Genomic DNA, 15352 nt, shown 5'->3' with positions numbered 1-15352 from the left:
TTGAGTCAAAAGCGATAAACAATTAATGGCGTACCCTGGTTAGACCAGTTACGCTATGTGTTCTAAAGTCTATCAAGTCATGCCATTGGCATCTTGATAACAGTTACAAAAACTTAAGCAGTTGCTTCAGTTTGAGCTGCTGACTTGTTGTAAGCTTTTGCTAATGAAGCAACGCGATCTGAAGGCTGTGCACCTTTCGCGATCCACGCATTGTACGCTTCCATATTTAGGCGTACTGCTTCTTCAGACTCTTTAGCGAGTGGGTTAAAAAAGCCGATGTTTTCAATATAGCGACCGTCACGCGCGCGGCGTTGATCAGCAACAACTACTTGATAAAATGGGCGTTTCTTGGCACCGCCCCGTGCTAAACGAATAACAACCATGTGAATTCTCTCTTTCGCAGGTATACCAAAAAGGGCATAATTATATCACAGTCTTGATTTATTGAAAACATAAACTGCGCTTATTTAATTATTTATTAACAATAGCTTAAATGCATATCGATGTACAATACAATTGCTCGCCATCCTTAATAGTTGACCCGCAATTTTTATACTCATTTCCCTCTGACTTAGACTAAAGCAATCAAATACTATCATGTATATAGGTATCAGACTTAGTAGAGTGACTATATTCTAAAGCTATAAGTGTCATTCAAGGACTGTGCTACTCTATAACAACATGCTACTGCCATATTCTAATAGCGTTGCACTGATATAATAATGAAAAAAGTCAGCCTTGCGATATAAGTTGGGCATCGGCTTCGTAATGGATTTAAAAAACGCCTCTTCATACCTTGGACTCATATGACCACACCAAACCCACCACCTCGCCGCAGAAGTTGGCTTGCACGCTCTTATTCCAACACTTGGCTGACAACCTTGATGGTGTCTTTCATTGTTCTCATCAGTGTGAGCTTGTCAATCTTATTCTTCTGGCGCAGTCTGTACTTGCCCGAACTCAAAAACCATGCCCGTTATCTTACCAGCGAGTTACGGCTTATGATTAGCGTCAACGAAGACTGGAAAGATCAGCCTGAAGTACGTCGATGGGTGTATGAGCACTCACATGTGGTGGTGGTAAACAATCCCAATGACTTTCCAAAAGTGTCTGATAAAGCCTTTGTAGGCGTATTTACTGACGTATTACAGCGTGAAATCAGTGCACAGCTAGGCCGACCTGTTGAGGTATATTTTAAATTCAAGCCAACACCGCAACTATGGGTACAAGACAGTCGAGATGATAGCTTTTGGATTCGCGAACCGGTGGTTTACTACTCACAATATAGTCCAGGATTACTGGTACTATTTCTCATTGGTTTGCCTATTTTATCGCTATTGACCATTGTCCTACTGGCACGGCAATTGAACCGACCACTGCGATACTTACAACGAGCAGCGACCAATTATATTCGACTTGGTCACGCAACCACGCTGCCAACACAAAAAGGTCCTACTGAGATACGTCAAGTGAATATGGCATTTAATCGTCTATTTACGACTCTGAACCAAGCCCAAAAAGAGCGAACGATTATGCTTGCAGGTATTTCGCATGATCTGCGTACACCCTTAACTCGTATGCGGTTGACCGCTGAGATGCTACCAGATGACTTTTTTCGTGAAGGATTGATTTATGATATCGAGGATATGGATGCCATTTTGGAGCAATTTATCTCATTTATGAAAGATGGCTCTGATGAACCTGTTAGCCTAACCAATTTGGACACGATATTTAACGAGATCATGGTGCAGTTTGCACCGATGGCTTTTGTTTATCAGTCAGAGTGTCACAAAGTGGTGCCTATACGTCCTTTGTCTATCAAACGCCTGATCATCAATTTGGTCAACAACGCAAAACGTTATGGCAAGCCACCGATTTATCTATCCGCGACTGTCGTGCCAACATTTATAGAAACTGTTGCAGAAGACGACGATGATGTTGTCAGTGAAAATGTTGTTAATAAAGAAGCACAAGAGCAGCTATTGATATGTGTGCGCGACTGCGGTGATGGTGTTGCAGAAGACCAGCTAGAGCGAATCATGCAGCCGTTTGAGCGTGGAGAGACTGCCCGTACCACACAAGGCAGTGGTCTTGGTCTTGCCATTGTAGATCGTATTGCAAGATTGCATCACGGCACTGTAGAGGCTATCAATCACCCTGATGGCGGCTTGCAAGTCTGCGTGCGCATCCCTCTACTTTCTAAAGTAGCGGGCGATACAACCGTGCCTGCGGATGCAGAACAAAACATCAGCACTAATAATAATGAGCTGAATCAAAAAACTGAAATTAAATGAAAAAAAAGGGACGAGAACCTGTGTCAGGTGCTGTGTTATGACCATATTTTATACAGCTTCTAGTCTTTAGTCCCAATCATAGGCGGAATATATTTGGCACTGTTGGTAAACGCTAAAGGTTGGGTAATGTCTTCTTGTGCTGCTTTTAAGGTTTGAGTCGTGGATGGCTGCTGCAAGAATAGATAATAGCCCAAGGTTATCGCATTTAAAAGTACCAAACCGCCGAATAAATATGGCATCCTTTACCCTCCTATATTTTCAAGCTGTTTTCAAAATCACTATCAGTGATGAATAGTCTGTTTATAGGTTAATCAAAGAATTCCATAATCTGATTAACCTATATGTTTACTTTTGACCAAAACAAACCTTTCATCTCATATGATGAATTTATTTAGCGTCGAAATCACGTTCGCTTTTCTCTTGTGTTAATTCATCTGCAGCAAGAATTTGTGTCAGAGGTTTGATCGGCCATGTCATGACAAATCGTGCGCCGCCGAGCTCTTCACTCTCATCGACTTTCATGCCACCATTAAACCAAAAAGCGATGCGCGACACAATCGATAGACCCAAGCCATAGCCGCCAGAGGCACGTGTGCGACTGTCATCCAAACGTGAAAAAGGAATGAATACCTTTTCACGGTCTGCTTCAGGAATACCATGCCCATCATCTTCGACGGTCACAAAGGCATTACCTTTTTTGACCCCAGCACTAATAATAATCGTCGTTTCTGCATACCGTAATGCATTACCAGCAAGGTTTTGAATCACACGGTGTAAGTAACGGCGATCTGCAATTGCCGTTACTTTAGCACTTGGCAATTTAGTCACGATTTTGATCGGCTTACCTAAGGCATTGGTCTCACGTTCGACTTGCTCCAATAGCTCTCTAAGATTGACCGGCTCCAAATCTAGCTTTGGTGAGCCTTCTTCTAGCTTAGCATAAGTCAAAATTTCATCAATCAAACCATTTAGTGCTTCAATATCTTCATCGATATAGTCACGCTGCATAAATCGAGAATCTTCGTCGTCAGTATCCGCCAACATATCTACAGCGAAACGAATACGAGCAACAGGTGTACGTAGCTCATGCGAGACAGCCCGCGTAAGCTCTCGCTGTGATTCAATCAAACGTTTGATGTGCGAAGTCATCGCGTTAAAGGTTGCCGATAGACGAGCAATTTCGTCTTGTCCAATGACCTGGACTTGAATATCCAGATTGCCTTTACTGACTTCATTAACACCAACTTGGATCAATTGCAGTTTGCGCTCGAGTGGGAAAATCAGTGCATAGACACCCAAACTTATTAAGAACATACTGATAAGAATCATACTGATGATCAGGTTGAGAGGAAACCAATTAAATAATGGTACAGGCCCAATCAAAATTGCCATGTCGTTGATTTCAGAAGGTACCACAATCTTAATGGCCGAATTGCTTTTACTACTATTGGTGTCCTGTAATGAAATAACCACTTCATCACGTCGCAAGCGCGCCATCTGATCCGTATCCAGATCTAATGTGTTTGCTGCTCTTAATTCCAATGGAAAAGTAAATTTTTCTTCTAATTGATCCAAACGTGCTCGTTTATCTGCCAATGTCATGTGATAGGACAAATCATCTAATAAAAAAACAGCGATTGCTCGTACTTGCTGTTCAGTCACTTGCGAGATTCTTGCCGTCAAAACATTCTGTTTATCTGGCAGACGATAATAGACATCAGCATAGACAGGCTGACTGACATAACGAACGACTGTACCACCACTTTCAAAACGTCTCAGTTCACTGCCGTTAAAATTTACTTCATCGATAGGAATAATACTGAATTTTGAGCCAAATAAGCTGCTGGCATCTGATAACCAGTATTCACGCTGCTGCTCACTGTCCTGATGTGCGATTCCTTCACTCACCAGATGAAATGCCCCATTTGCCATACTTTCACGGTAGGACTGCACGCGTTCTTTATTGATTGTATCCATCAATAGCTGAGCAAACAATGCTACACACAGACAGACTATGAGTAGTCCAGCATAAATACGAACAAAAATACTATGTTTTAAAGAAGAAACTAATGACATACGTGCCGTGACCAACTTAATGAATAAAAACTGCTCATATTATTTATAAATGAACGCTACATTATAAATGATACGGAGCACTCTGTTGAGTAAAGACCATTTTGGCTGCTATATTCTACCTGATATGTGCCCACTTCATAAAACTGCATTCTAATCTTGTCTATTTAGTCAGCACTCATCAATAATCGCTTAATTAAACCACATAACGCTGCATTTAAGTTTAAAAATTAAAGTTTAGTCAAAAAAAAACCAGCGTGTAGGCTGGTTTTTTCTTTACTGTAATAGCCAGTAAGATACTAGATAAGCAAAATAGACTTAGTTACCCTCTTTCACAAACAAGTAACCTTTACTGCGTACCGTTTTGATGCGTTTCGGGTTTTCTGGATCATCACCAATTTTTGGACGAATACGAGAAATACGTACGTCAATTGAACGATCTTGACCATCGTATTCAATACCGCGTAAACGCTCGAAAATATCTTCACGTGATAAAATGCGGCCAGCGTTCGAAGCAAGCAACCACAATAGATCATATTCAGCACTGGTGAAATCAACCAACTCATCGCCTAGGTTGACAGAGCGTCCACCATTATCGATAACCAATTCACCAAACTCTAAGCGCTGTGGCACATCTTCTGATGGTGCGTTTTCTGAGCGACGTAGTAGAGCACGAATACGAGCAAGCAATACGCGTGGTTGAGCAGGTTTTGCGACATAATCATCAGCACCCATCTCAAGACCCAATACTTGATCCATATCTTCAGTACGCGCAGTCAACATCAAAATAGGATTTTGATAATGAGGGCGAACTTCACGGCACACAGTAAGACCATCACTACCAGGAAGCATGACATCAAGTACGACCAAATCTGGTTGTTCATTGACGATACGGCGAATGGCGCGGTTACCATCAGTTTCAATTGCTACTTCTAAACCGTTTTTGACCAAGTAATCTTGCGTCAACATGGCCAGACGCTCATCATCCTCAACAATTAAGATTCGGGGGGTGTTGTCTTCTTCAGTCGTTGTCATTGTTATATCCTCTAATACATCTAATTTAAAAGCAGTAAAAGTAAGAGCGGTAAAATTAATAGCACCATAAACTGGTGCAATTGATGTTCGTATAGCTGTTACAAACTTGGTAGCACAGTATACTATTAAACCTACAGCTTCCTATACTATAGCTTATAGTCGTTAACAAAACCTATAAACTACACTCATTAAAACTTTAGTCTACGTCCGAATATTACGCACTCTAAGTGAATGACAGTGAGCAAAGTAGGTATATCAACCTTTCACTCTTTAAATATCTAGAAGTAATCAAGCTTAGTAGCTTTTACAGTAACATCGCGTTCGATTCCTACTCAATACTTATTATCTATCATATCTAATATAACGACATATTATCATTGTCGCCAGCAACATTTTTAATAATTTCTTAATATCGTTTTATGCACTTATTATTCACATGCATATTGCGAAAAATACTCTCAATCACACCTATACTACAGATACTATCCTATTAATATCTCAGTTTGATACGCTCTAAGACAGCTAAGAGAGTGAATAGTAGGTATAAAAAAACAGCCCATAATGGACTGTTCTTTTATTATCGTCTAAAATCAGATTCAACCTTGTAAACAATAATCTTAAGCACGATTTTTATATTTACGGATGGTCTGTAGCTGTGCTACTGACTCTGCCAACGATGCCAACGCTGCATTGGTTTGTACCGTGTCAGACTGGTTGACTAGCATCTGTTCAGCTTTTTGGCGTGCTGCAACGATCTTACTTTCGTCTAGATTGTGGGCGCGCGTAGCCGTATCAGCCAATACTGTTACCATCTTTGGTTGTACTTCTAGCACACCACCTGATACATAAATTACTTCTTCTTCACCGTCTGGTGTTTGCACTCGCATTGCACCCGGTTTCAGCAAAGTAATAAGCGGTGTGTGACCTGGCAATACACCAATCTCGCCTTCGGTGCCAGTAGCTATTAACATGCTAATTTCGCCTGAATACAGCTCTTCGCGAGCACTTACGACGCGACATTGTAACGTTGCCATACTTAACTCCTTACAATCAAAACTGCGATGCGTTATACCTACCAGCAAATAGGTTATAAAAACCTATTTGCCCTTTAGCAAATGCTAATACAACTTACGCTGCAGTAGATTTCATTTTCTCTGCTTTAGCGACTACTTCGTCAATACCACCAGCCATATAGAATGCTTGCTCTGGTAGATCGTCGTATTCACCTGCAATGATTGCTTTAAAGCTAGCAATGGTATCGCGCAGTGCAACATATTTACCAGGTGCGCCAGTGAAGACCTCGGCTACGTGGAATGGTTGTGACAAGAAGCGCTGAATCTTACGAGCACGATAAACAACCAATTTATCTTCTTCTGATAACTCATCCATACCCAAAATAGCAATGATGTCTTTTAGCTCTTTATAGCGCTGCAAGACTACCTGTACACCACGAGCAACATTATAATGCTCTTCACCAATGACTTGTGGATCTAACTGGCGAGACGTAGAATCAAGTGGATCAACCGCAGGATAAATACCTTGTGAAGCAATATCACGGCTCAGTACAACGGTGGCATCCAAGTGAGCAAACGTGGTTGCCGGTGATGGATCGGTCAAGTCATCTGCAGGTACGTATACCGCTTGAACTGACGTGATTGAACCTGACTGAGTTGAGGTGATACGTTCTTGCAATAAACCCATCTCTTCAGCAAGTGTTGGCTGGTAACCAACCGCTGATGGCATACGGCCAAGCAGTGCTGATACTTCCGTACCTGCTAGTGTATAACGATAGATGTTATCAACGAACAGTAGTACGTCACGACCTTTACCAGTAGCAGGATCTTTCGTATCACGGAAGTATTCAGCCATGGTCAAACCAGACAGAGCAACACGTAAACGGTTACCTGGTGGCTCATTCATCTGGCCATATACCATTGCTACTTTAGATTTGCTAAAGTCTTCGGTATTTACAACGCCAGCTTCTTGCATTTCGTGATAGAAATCGTTACCTTCACGAGTACGCTCACCAACGCCCGCGAACACTGACAAACCTTCGTGTTTAAGAGCGATGTTGTTGATCAATTCCATCATGTTGACGGTTTTACCAACACCAGCACCACCAAACAAACCAACTTTACCACCTTTAGCAAACGGGCAAAGCAGATCGATAACTTTAATACCAGTTTCTAGCAATTCAGTACTGTTTGACTGCTCTGCATAACTTGGCGCATTACGGTGGATGCTCCACTTTTCATCAGCTACTACAGGCCCTTCTTCATCGATAGGACGACCAAGAACATCCATGATACGACCTAGCGTACCAGTACCAACAGGCACAGAAATAGGTGCACCAGTATTAGTAACTGGTAGGTTACGCTTCAAACCTTCAGTTGAGCCCATCGCAATAGTACGTACGATGCCATCACCCAGCTGTTGCTGTACTTCTAATGTGGTTTCAGTGCCATCAACTTGCAAGGCATCAAAAATTTGAGGAACTTCGTTACGGTTGAACTCAACGTCAAGAACCGCGCCAATAATCTGTACAATACGACCGCTACTCATTGCGTTCTCCTTGAACTTCTATATATAGGTGTAGTCAATTATGAAACAGCAGCAGCACCGCCAACGATTTCCGAAATCTCTCGGGTAATCGCCGCTTGACGCAGCTTGTTATAAACCAACTGTAAATCGTTAATAAGGTCACCAGCATTATCTGTTGCTGCTTTCATCGCTACCATACGCGAGGACTGCTCAGAGGCAATGTTTTCCATTACCGCTTGATAAACAATCGACTCAATATAACGGCCAAGCAATTCATCAATCAACGTCTTGATGTCAGGCTCGTAGATGTAGTCCCAGCTAAGCTCTGTCTGTATGCCACTGTCTTCACCATCTAGTGAACCTTCTGGTAAAGGCACTAACTGATTGACGGTTGGCTTTTGTGTCATAGCATTGATAAACTGATTGTATACCACGTAAATACGGTCTAACTTACCGTTACTATAGTCTTCAAGCATCGCCTGAACTGGTGCATTTAGTTGTTCAAACGTGGGTTTATCGCCATAATCAGTCACTGCTGACGTCACTTTTCCACCAAAGTTTTTGAAAAAGCTCACACCTTTAGCGCCAATGACTGCAAATTCAGCTTGTACTGACTGGTCTTGATACTGCTGGATACTTTTAGATAAAGCTTTGAATAGGTTAATATTCAAACCACCCGCCAGACCGCGGTCAGAGGTAATGACAATATAGCCAACCTTATTGACTGGACGCGATACCATGTACGGATGCTTATAGTCTGATGAGGCATGCACCAAATGTGAAATAACCCGGCGCATACTATCAGCATACGGGCGACCCACTTCCATGCGCTCTTGAGCACGACGCATTTTACTTGCTGCTACCATTTGCATAGCACGAGTAATTTTTTGGGTGCTTTTAATACTGGTGACTTTGGCACGTATCTCTTTTAAGCTTGCCATAATGATTCCAATATAAGAGGGTTAAAAAGCATTGGCGCATGCAACAATCGTTTAATATATAACATCAATCTTATAGAATAATATTTTATATCTTGTGCATTACGCGATCTAATACCGTCAATGGTTAAAACAGTGGCGCAAATATCTGGTCAGACAACGCGCCACTTTATAAACGACAGTTATAACCAATTCGGTTTAACCCGTTAAATTAATAACTGTGATTTTGTTTAAAGGTCTCTAAAGCTGACTTTAAACGACCTGCGATATCATCGTTATAGTTCGCAGTATCATCAATCTCACGCATCAATTCACTTTGTTCATCATGCATGTAACGTAAGTAAGCTTCTTCGAAAGAACCAATTTTTTCAACAGGAACGTCAGCTAAGAACCCTTCGTTTGAAGCATAAATAACAGCAGCTTGTTCAGAAATTGACATCGGCTGATACTGTTTTTGCTTCATAAGTTCAGTCACGCGCTCGCCATGATCAAGCTGTTCGCGAGTCGCATCGTCAAGATCAGAAGCAAACTGAGCGAATGCAGCCAATTCACGATACTGAGCTAGAGCCGTACGAATACCACCAGATAGCTTTTTAATGATCTTAGTCTGAGCAGCACCACCAACACGTGATACCGAAATACCAGCGTTTACTGCTGGACGGATACCTGAGTTAAATAAGCTTGACTCTAAGAAAATCTGACCATCAGTGATTGAAATCACGTTGGTTGGTACGAATGCAGATACGTCACCCGCTTGAGTTTCAATGATAGGTAGCGCAGTTAAAGAACCTGTTTTACCTTTCACTTCACCATTAGTAAATTTTTCTACGTAATCAGCATTTACACGTGATGCACGCTCAAGTAAGCGTGAGTGTAAATAGAATACATCACCAGGATAAGCTTCACGACCTGGTGGACGACGTAATAGTAGTGAAATTTGGCGATAAGCAACGGCTTGCTTTGATAAGTCATCAAATACAATCAATGCATCTTCACCGCGATCACGGAAGTACTCACCCATCGTACAACCTGAATACGGTGCAATGTACTGTAGTGCCGCTGGCTCTGATGCTGAAGCTACCACAACAGTGGTATATTCTAGGGCGCCTGTTTGCTCAAGCTTACGTACAACGTTAGCAATGGTCGAACGTTTTTGACCGATTGCCACATATACACACTTGATACCAGATGACTTCTGAGCGATGATCGCATCGATGGCCATCGCGGTTTTACCCGTTTGACGGTCACCAATGATAAGTTCACGCTGACCACGACCAATTGGAATCATGGTATCAACGGCTTTATAACCAGTCATTACTGGCTGATCTACTGATTGACGATCGATAACGCCTGGGGCGATCTTTTCGACTTTGTCAGTCATTTTGGCATCGATAGGACCTTTGCCATCAATAGGATTACCCAAGGCGTCAACAACACGACCTAGCAGCTCAGGACCTACTGGTACTTCAAGGATACGACCAGTACAATAGGCTTTTTGACCTTCTTGCAGCTTTAGGTAATCACCAAGTACTACCGCGCCGACAGAATCACGCTCTAAGTTAAGCGCCATTCCGTAGATTTCGCCTTCAAACTCAATCATTTCGCCGTACATGGCATCTTCAAGACCATGAATCTGCACGATACCGTCAGATACTTTGACAATCGTGCCTTCATTCTTTGCAGTTGCACCCGCATCAAGGTCTTGAATACGCTGCTTAATCAGGTTACTGATTTCCGCTGGATTCAATTGTTGCATTGCCTTGTTTCCTTTAATTTATGATAACCCGCCCACTGACTTAAATACTCTGATAATTACGTAGTTGTTATATGACTACGTTAATAAATGGTATTAGGCAGTTAGCTGTGTTTTTAACTGTTGTAACTTGCCGCGCATCGAATCATCAATGACTTTGTCACCGACCTTGATGGTGGCGCCTGCCAATAGACTCGGATCGACCGACTCGTGAATCACCACACTAGCATTTAGCGATGCGGCAAGACGCGTTTGAAGCGTTTCACGCTGGGCGTCGGTCAATGGATAGGCAGAGGTCACATATGCGTCAAGCTGCTTTAAGCTTATTGCCTTGTGGCGGCGATAATGCTCATAAACTTCAGGAAGCAGCGCCAGACGCTCTTGTTCTGATAACTGTTTAACGAAGTTACTAAGTGCTACTGATACATTTGGATAGCTGGCATTACTGTCAGGGCGAACCCCTCGAGTCTCACCTAACAATTGCTTAAAAGCAGAGTCATTAGGACTAGCTATTTGTGTATCATAAAGATCGATCAAAGCAGCTGACTTATGCTCAGCAGAAACAGCTGGATTGTCTAGCCAAGTGCTAAAAGACTTGTCATTGACAACGGTACTGGCAATAAATAAGAAATCTTCCCACTCATTTACTACCCCGTTTTCGTTGGCATAGTCAAACGCGGCTTTAGCGTACGGTCGTGCTAATGTTGATAAGTCAGCCATTATATCCTCACAATTACAGCTTCGCCGCCAGTTGGTCTAACATGCTGGCATGTTTTTGCACATCGACTTTGTCTTGCAAAATCTTTTCTGCACCAAGTACTGCTAGTTCAGCGACTTGGGCACGCAATGACTCACGCGCTTGATTGATTTCTTGGTCGATAGACGCTTGAGCTTGTTGACGAATACGCTCGCTTTCCGCTTGGGCTTGCGCTTTGGCATCTTCAACAAGCTGATTTGCACTCTTGTTCGCTTGCTCGATTAAAGCAGCAGCTTTGGTCTTTGCAAGATCAAGTTCGTTCTGGACCTCTTGCTCCGCGGTTGCCAAATCTGCTTTTGCTTTTTCTGCGGCATTCAGGCCTTCAGTGATTTTACGCTGACGTTCATTAATGGCACCGATAAGTGGTGGCCACACGAATTTCATGCAAAAAATCACAAATATTGCAAAAGCAATGGCTTGACCGACGAGGGTAAAATTGATATTCACGTGATCACCTCTTTGTTAATGAAAAATCAGTTTCATTGATCATGTTTGGCAGTCAAATTTTGACTATATTTAATAGAAAGCACTTGAGTACCAAACATTTACAACTGAGCTTTCGGATTAACCTGCTAGAGGGTTAGCGAACAACAATAGCATAGCAATACCAACACCGATCATCGGAATAGCATCAAGAAGACCTGCTACGATGAACATACGAGTTTGCAATTGTGAGCCAAGCTCTGGCTGACGCGCAACACCTTCCAAGAATTTGCCACCTAGAATAGCAAAACCAATACCTGTGCCAAGTGCGCCAAGACCGATAAGTAGCGCTACTGCGATAACTGTGTAACCACCTAATACTGGATCCATTGATGTATCCTCATTTACCTATTGAATGTCTAATTAATGTTCAGTTGATGATGCAAGCGACATGTAAACTATCGTCAGCATCATAAATACGAACGCTTGAAGTGTAATAACTAAGATGTGGAAGATAGCCCACGGTACCGATAACGCCCATTGAATCCAAAACGGCATTAGAGCAATCAGTATGAAAATCAACTCACCAGCATACATGTTACCGAATAGACGTAGGCCAAGTGACACTGGCTTAGCGATCAAAGTAACTGCTTCTAAGATGAAGTTGATAGGGATCAAAATTGCTTGTACGATTGGGTTTTTGGCACTAAATGGATGTAGTGTTAATTCACCAATAAAGCCGCCCAAACCTTTTTCTTTAATGCTATAAAAGATAATCAGTGCAAAGACAGAGAATGACATGCCAAGCGTGATGTTGGGATCAGTCGTTGGAACGATCTTAAAGAAAACATGATGTGGATCGTGGCCCATAGCAGCGCCAATTTGACCCGCAATACCTGGAATAAAGTCAACAGGTATTAAGTCCATCAAGTTCATCAAGAAGATCCAAACAAAAATGGTTAACGCCAATGGCGCAATCAATTTTGAAGTACCACTATACGAATCACGAACATTGCTATCAACAAACTCGACGATCATCTCAACCGCTGCTTGAGTTTTGCCTGGCACGCCTGAAGTGACTTTTTTTGCAACCATCCAAAAAATGGTACAAAATAAAACGCCTAGACCAATTGACCATAGCATAGAATCAAGGTGGATAGCTTTAAAGCCCATTAGCCCTGCTTCTTCAGCAGTATAGGCAACTTTCCAGCCCTCGCCCGGCAGATAGCCGTACGTCCAATTCGTTAAGTGGTGAGAGATATATTCTGATGATGTTTGTTCGGATGCCATAATGTAAGCTTCTTATTAATCAACGATTTAATCAACTACCAAAAATATGGTTGTCATTTGATGAGGTTCGATATATTTATTTATCATACTAATTAGCAAATAAATAAATTATATTAAAGCGCTCATATAACCAATAACATCCAACCCATAGTTCTATTACTAATGCAAAATGTAATAACTTGAAATAAATTTTGGTTATCAAAAAAGGGCTTATGATAATTCAGTAATAGCCCTTGCATGTATACGCAAAATTATTATATGTGTGCTTGCTTAATACCGTGTTTTCACAGCCGGCGCTTAGCGCAGCGCTTATAAGCAGAATATTGAGCCGCTTATATTAATGCAGCGTTGTATTCGTGTAAAGTCAATTATGATTTTTTTGTCCGTTGTATGAATAAGTTAGCCACTAGTAACGTTTACTAATATAGCTTTGTAAGGATAATTAAATTGTAAATATTTAATTATCTTGAACAGAACCCTCTGTCTATTCCATTACTCATTCATTGCATGTTGCGTTTGTTTCAAACGCTCATACAGCGGTTCAAAAATCATCGGTACTGTTTGCAAACAGCTTTTATGCTTTGACTTGATAAAACTAGTCATAGAGAAGCTGGACGGCAGGGTGACTTGCTAAGTGCTATTAATCAATTATCTGAATAGCGATTATTTATCAACACTAGCGTATATGCCACAACATCCAACTGTGACTAATTTGCATTACCATAAAACCGATAAACAGCGCAGGCGCTGATAGGGGTTGTACGGTAATAAAAATTAGTGCGAAACCAAACACGGTCAATAACCATTTGGCCATCTGACCTCGGTAAAGCTGGCTAACAATATGTTGGCGCGCGCGATAACCGGTATACCAAAAAATAAAAAAAGCAAATACTGCTTGAGTGACAAAACTAAGTAGCGCACCAATCGCGGTACTTTTCGCTATGGTCAACTGACTACTGTTAAGCCAAACCGTATCTAGTGTCCAAACAATCAGGATAAGAATAAATAATATCCATGCTTGGCGTTTGATATAGATGCCGATTTTATCTTTTTGTGTGCGTTTAGCAGGCTTGGTCATGAGTATTCCTATAGCATTATAGCAGCAGGATAATGTCGTATACCTATGCGTACGATATTTTTATCCTTAAACAGCTTACGCTATATCATTACTTTTTAACCAAAATAAAACGCTACTTATTATAAGGAGCCTAACTCCTTTAAGCAAGCATAATATTAAATTTGTCAATTATTTAACATCAAACCATGACCAAAACCAAGTCTCATATACATTTGATTGACTTGATTTGTGCATATACTAACACTTATTTGGTCAATGGTTGCATTTAATCTTATTTACCATCGATACAGTGATTGATTTGCTGCGCCATATTTGTCCAACCTTCTACAAATTCTTGACTGTCACTCATGTCTTCAATTTGTACGGTAGTGCTGACTGGCTGTAGCTTAGCAAGTAGGCCTTTTGCTGCTGTGCTCTGATTGACCAAACACATCTGTTTGGCAGGACGATGCTCGTTCAACCAACGCAATTGACTGGCTTTTGGAGACAAGTGATGATCTGGGCTTAAACTGCCAGCCAGCTTTACTTGTGCTGCATCCTCTATGTATTGATACGCGTCATGATATGCCCAATAAGGACGAGCTTTTTGTCTGGTCTTTTGGATTTGAGCGACGGCTGCATTCATACGCTGAGCAAATTTTTCGGTGTTGGCTTGGTAAGTTTCTTTATATTCTGGATTGGCGTTGCTATGAATAACTGCCAATGCGCGGGTGATGGCTTTAGCGTTTTCTGGATCAAGCCAGATATGCGGGTCAAGAGTACCTGCAATCGGTGCGCCTGTGATATCACGAAGCGGATGACGATTAAAGGTCTTAAAATCGAATAGTGCGATGGCATTGGGTGCGGTCTTTAAACTTCCTGTAAGACTATTTTCTAAAGCGTCACCAAACCAAACCACATACTTGCTGTCTTTGATGGCTTTTTTATCACTTGGACTGATACTCCCATGATGGCCGACATCACCAGCTTGTAGGATTTGATTGGCAGCGGGCGTGCCTTCAGTGACTGCTTTGCTAAGTAGAGCCATTGGATGGTTACTGACGCTAACCGTTGCTGCTTGTGCCTGTAGAGCCAAAGAGCCAAAGAGCATAGCACCTGTCATCAGCAATCTTTTTGATAAGACGTTTGAACATAGGGGAAGTTTGGAAACTGAGATCATAGTAACTTCTT

15 protein-coding genes are annotated in these 15352 nt (G+C 41.8%); 1 reads left to right on the top strand and 14 read right to left on the bottom strand.

Going from position 1 to position 15352, the window contains the following annotated elements; all coding sequences use genetic code 11:
* Positions 1-113 precede the first annotated feature (113 nt).
* Entirely contained in the window at positions 114-383 is a 270-nt protein-coding gene (rpsP, locus tag CIK80_RS08390; protein ID WP_021812802.1) for a 30S ribosomal protein S16, read from the bottom strand.
* Positions 384-806: 423 nt separating this feature from the next.
* On the opposite strand from rpsP, the gene CIK80_RS08385 reads away from it, so the two are divergent.
* A complete protein-coding gene (locus CIK80_RS08385) occupies positions 807-2294 on the top strand; it encodes an ATP-binding protein (RefSeq protein WP_095569658.1) in 1488 nt (495 codons plus the stop codon).
* Between the two features lie 59 nt (positions 2295-2353).
* Here CIK80_RS08385 and CIK80_RS08380 read toward each other — a convergent pair whose 3' ends face one another.
* The 13 genes from CIK80_RS08380 to CIK80_RS08320 all read right to left on the bottom strand — a co-directional run bounded on the left by CIK80_RS08380 (position 2354) and on the right by CIK80_RS08320 (position 15341).
* Positions 2354-2533, bottom strand: coding sequence for a hypothetical protein (locus tag CIK80_RS08380; protein WP_062845632.1), 180 nt, complete (start codon positions 2531-2533; stop codon positions 2354-2356).
* 148 nt (positions 2534-2681) lie between these two features.
* Entirely contained in the window at positions 2682-4370 is a 1689-nt protein-coding gene (locus CIK80_RS08375) for an ATP-binding protein (protein WP_095569657.1), read from the bottom strand.
* Between the two features lie 315 nt (positions 4371-4685).
* Positions 4686-5402 carry a response regulator gene (locus CIK80_RS08370; protein WP_010197939.1) on the bottom strand — a complete coding sequence of 239 codons (717 nt, stop codon included), beginning with the start codon at positions 5400-5402 and terminating at the stop codon, positions 4686-4688.
* A gap of 617 nt (positions 5403-6019) precedes the next feature.
* Positions 6020-6436: a F0F1 ATP synthase subunit epsilon gene (locus CIK80_RS08365; RefSeq protein WP_062845634.1), complete on the bottom strand. Its 417-nt coding sequence runs from the start codon at positions 6434-6436 to the stop codon at positions 6020-6022.
* 94 nt (positions 6437-6530) lie between these two features.
* Entirely contained in the window at positions 6531-7964 is a 1434-nt protein-coding gene (gene atpD / locus CIK80_RS08360; RefSeq protein ID WP_062845635.1) for a F0F1 ATP synthase subunit beta, read from the bottom strand.
* A 38-nt stretch (positions 7965-8002) separates the two neighbouring features.
* Positions 8003-8884 (bottom strand): F0F1 ATP synthase subunit gamma, encoded by an 882-nt coding sequence (atpG, locus tag CIK80_RS08355; RefSeq protein WP_062845636.1) that lies wholly within the window; start codon positions 8882-8884, stop codon positions 8003-8005.
* Positions 8885-9092: 208 nt separating this feature from the next.
* Positions 9093-10637 (bottom strand): F0F1 ATP synthase subunit alpha, encoded by a 1545-nt coding sequence (atpA, locus tag CIK80_RS08350; RefSeq protein WP_062845637.1) that lies wholly within the window; start codon positions 10635-10637, stop codon positions 9093-9095.
* Positions 10638-10730: 93 nt separating this feature from the next.
* Positions 10731-11354 (bottom strand): F0F1 ATP synthase subunit delta, encoded by a 624-nt coding sequence (locus CIK80_RS08345; protein WP_062845638.1) that lies wholly within the window; start codon positions 11352-11354, stop codon positions 10731-10733.
* A gap of 13 nt (positions 11355-11367) precedes the next feature.
* Complete coding sequence (locus CIK80_RS08340) at positions 11368-11838, bottom strand: F0F1 ATP synthase subunit B (protein WP_062845639.1); 471 nt, start codon at positions 11836-11838, stop codon at positions 11368-11370.
* Between the two features lie 117 nt (positions 11839-11955).
* Entirely contained in the window at positions 11956-12204 is a 249-nt protein-coding gene (gene atpE, locus CIK80_RS08335) for a F0F1 ATP synthase subunit C (RefSeq protein ID WP_010197960.1), read from the bottom strand.
* A 33-nt stretch (positions 12205-12237) separates the two neighbouring features.
* Entirely contained in the window at positions 12238-13104 is an 867-nt protein-coding gene (gene atpB / locus CIK80_RS08330) for a F0F1 ATP synthase subunit A (RefSeq protein WP_062845640.1), read from the bottom strand.
* Between the two features lie 676 nt (positions 13105-13780).
* Positions 13781-14182, bottom strand: a complete 402-nt coding sequence (locus tag CIK80_RS08325) for an ATP synthase subunit I (protein ID WP_095569656.1) — start codon at positions 14180-14182, stop codon at positions 13781-13783.
* A 271-nt stretch (positions 14183-14453) separates the two neighbouring features.
* Positions 14454-15341, bottom strand: coding sequence for a zinc ABC transporter substrate-binding protein (locus CIK80_RS08320; RefSeq protein WP_095569655.1), 888 nt, complete (start codon positions 15339-15341; stop codon positions 14454-14456).
* Positions 15342-15352: the final 11 nt, after the last annotated feature.

It is taken from the genome of Psychrobacter sp. JB193, assembly GCF_002285555.1.
Taxonomy (GTDB): domain Bacteria; phylum Pseudomonadota; class Gammaproteobacteria; order Pseudomonadales; family Moraxellaceae; genus Psychrobacter; species Psychrobacter alimentarius.
Note: the sequence above shows the minus strand (reverse complement) of the source record. Positions and strands in the feature narration are given on the sequence as shown.

Excerpts from the sequence above, each read along its gene's own strand:
- CIK80_RS08370 (WP_010197939.1), bottom strand. The coding sequence starts at position 5,402 with ATGACAACGACTGAAGAAGACAACACCCCCCGAATCTTAATTGTTGAG.
- atpA (WP_062845637.1), bottom strand. The coding sequence starts at position 10,637 with ATGCAACAATTGAATCCAGCGGAAATCAGTAACCTGATTAAGCAGCGT.
- atpE (WP_010197960.1), bottom strand. The coding sequence starts at position 12,204 with ATGGATCCAGTATTAGGTGGTTACACAGTTATCGCAGTAGCGCTACTT.
- CIK80_RS08380 (WP_062845632.1), bottom strand. The coding sequence starts at position 2,533 with ATGCCATATTTATTCGGCGGTTTGGTACTTTTAAATGCGATAACCTTG.
- atpG (WP_062845636.1), bottom strand. The coding sequence starts at position 8,884 with ATGGCAAGCTTAAAAGAGATACGTGCCAAAGTCACCAGTATTAAAAGC.
- CIK80_RS08385 (WP_095569658.1), top strand. The coding sequence starts at position 807 with ATGACCACACCAAACCCACCACCTCGCCGCAGAAGTTGGCTTGCACGC.
- CIK80_RS08325 (WP_095569656.1), bottom strand. The coding sequence starts at position 14,182 with ATGACCAAGCCTGCTAAACGCACACAAAAAGATAAAATCGGCATCTAT.
- CIK80_RS08320 (WP_095569655.1), bottom strand. The coding sequence starts at position 15,341 with ATGATCTCAGTTTCCAAACTTCCCCTATGTTCAAACGTCTTATCAAAA.
- CIK80_RS08345 (WP_062845638.1), bottom strand. The coding sequence starts at position 11,354 with ATGGCTGACTTATCAACATTAGCACGACCGTACGCTAAAGCCGCGTTT.
- atpB (WP_062845640.1), bottom strand. The coding sequence starts at position 13,104 with ATGGCATCCGAACAAACATCATCAGAATATATCTCTCACCACTTAACG.
- CIK80_RS08375 (WP_095569657.1), bottom strand. The coding sequence starts at position 4,370 with ATGTCATTAGTTTCTTCTTTAAAACATAGTATTTTTGTTCGTATTTAT.
- rpsP (WP_021812802.1), bottom strand. The coding sequence starts at position 383 with ATGGTTGTTATTCGTTTAGCACGGGGCGGTGCCAAGAAACGCCCATTT.
- CIK80_RS08365 (WP_062845634.1), bottom strand. The coding sequence starts at position 6,436 with ATGGCAACGTTACAATGTCGCGTCGTAAGTGCTCGCGAAGAGCTGTAT.
- atpD (WP_062845635.1), bottom strand. The coding sequence starts at position 7,964 with ATGAGTAGCGGTCGTATTGTACAGATTATTGGCGCGGTTCTTGACGTT.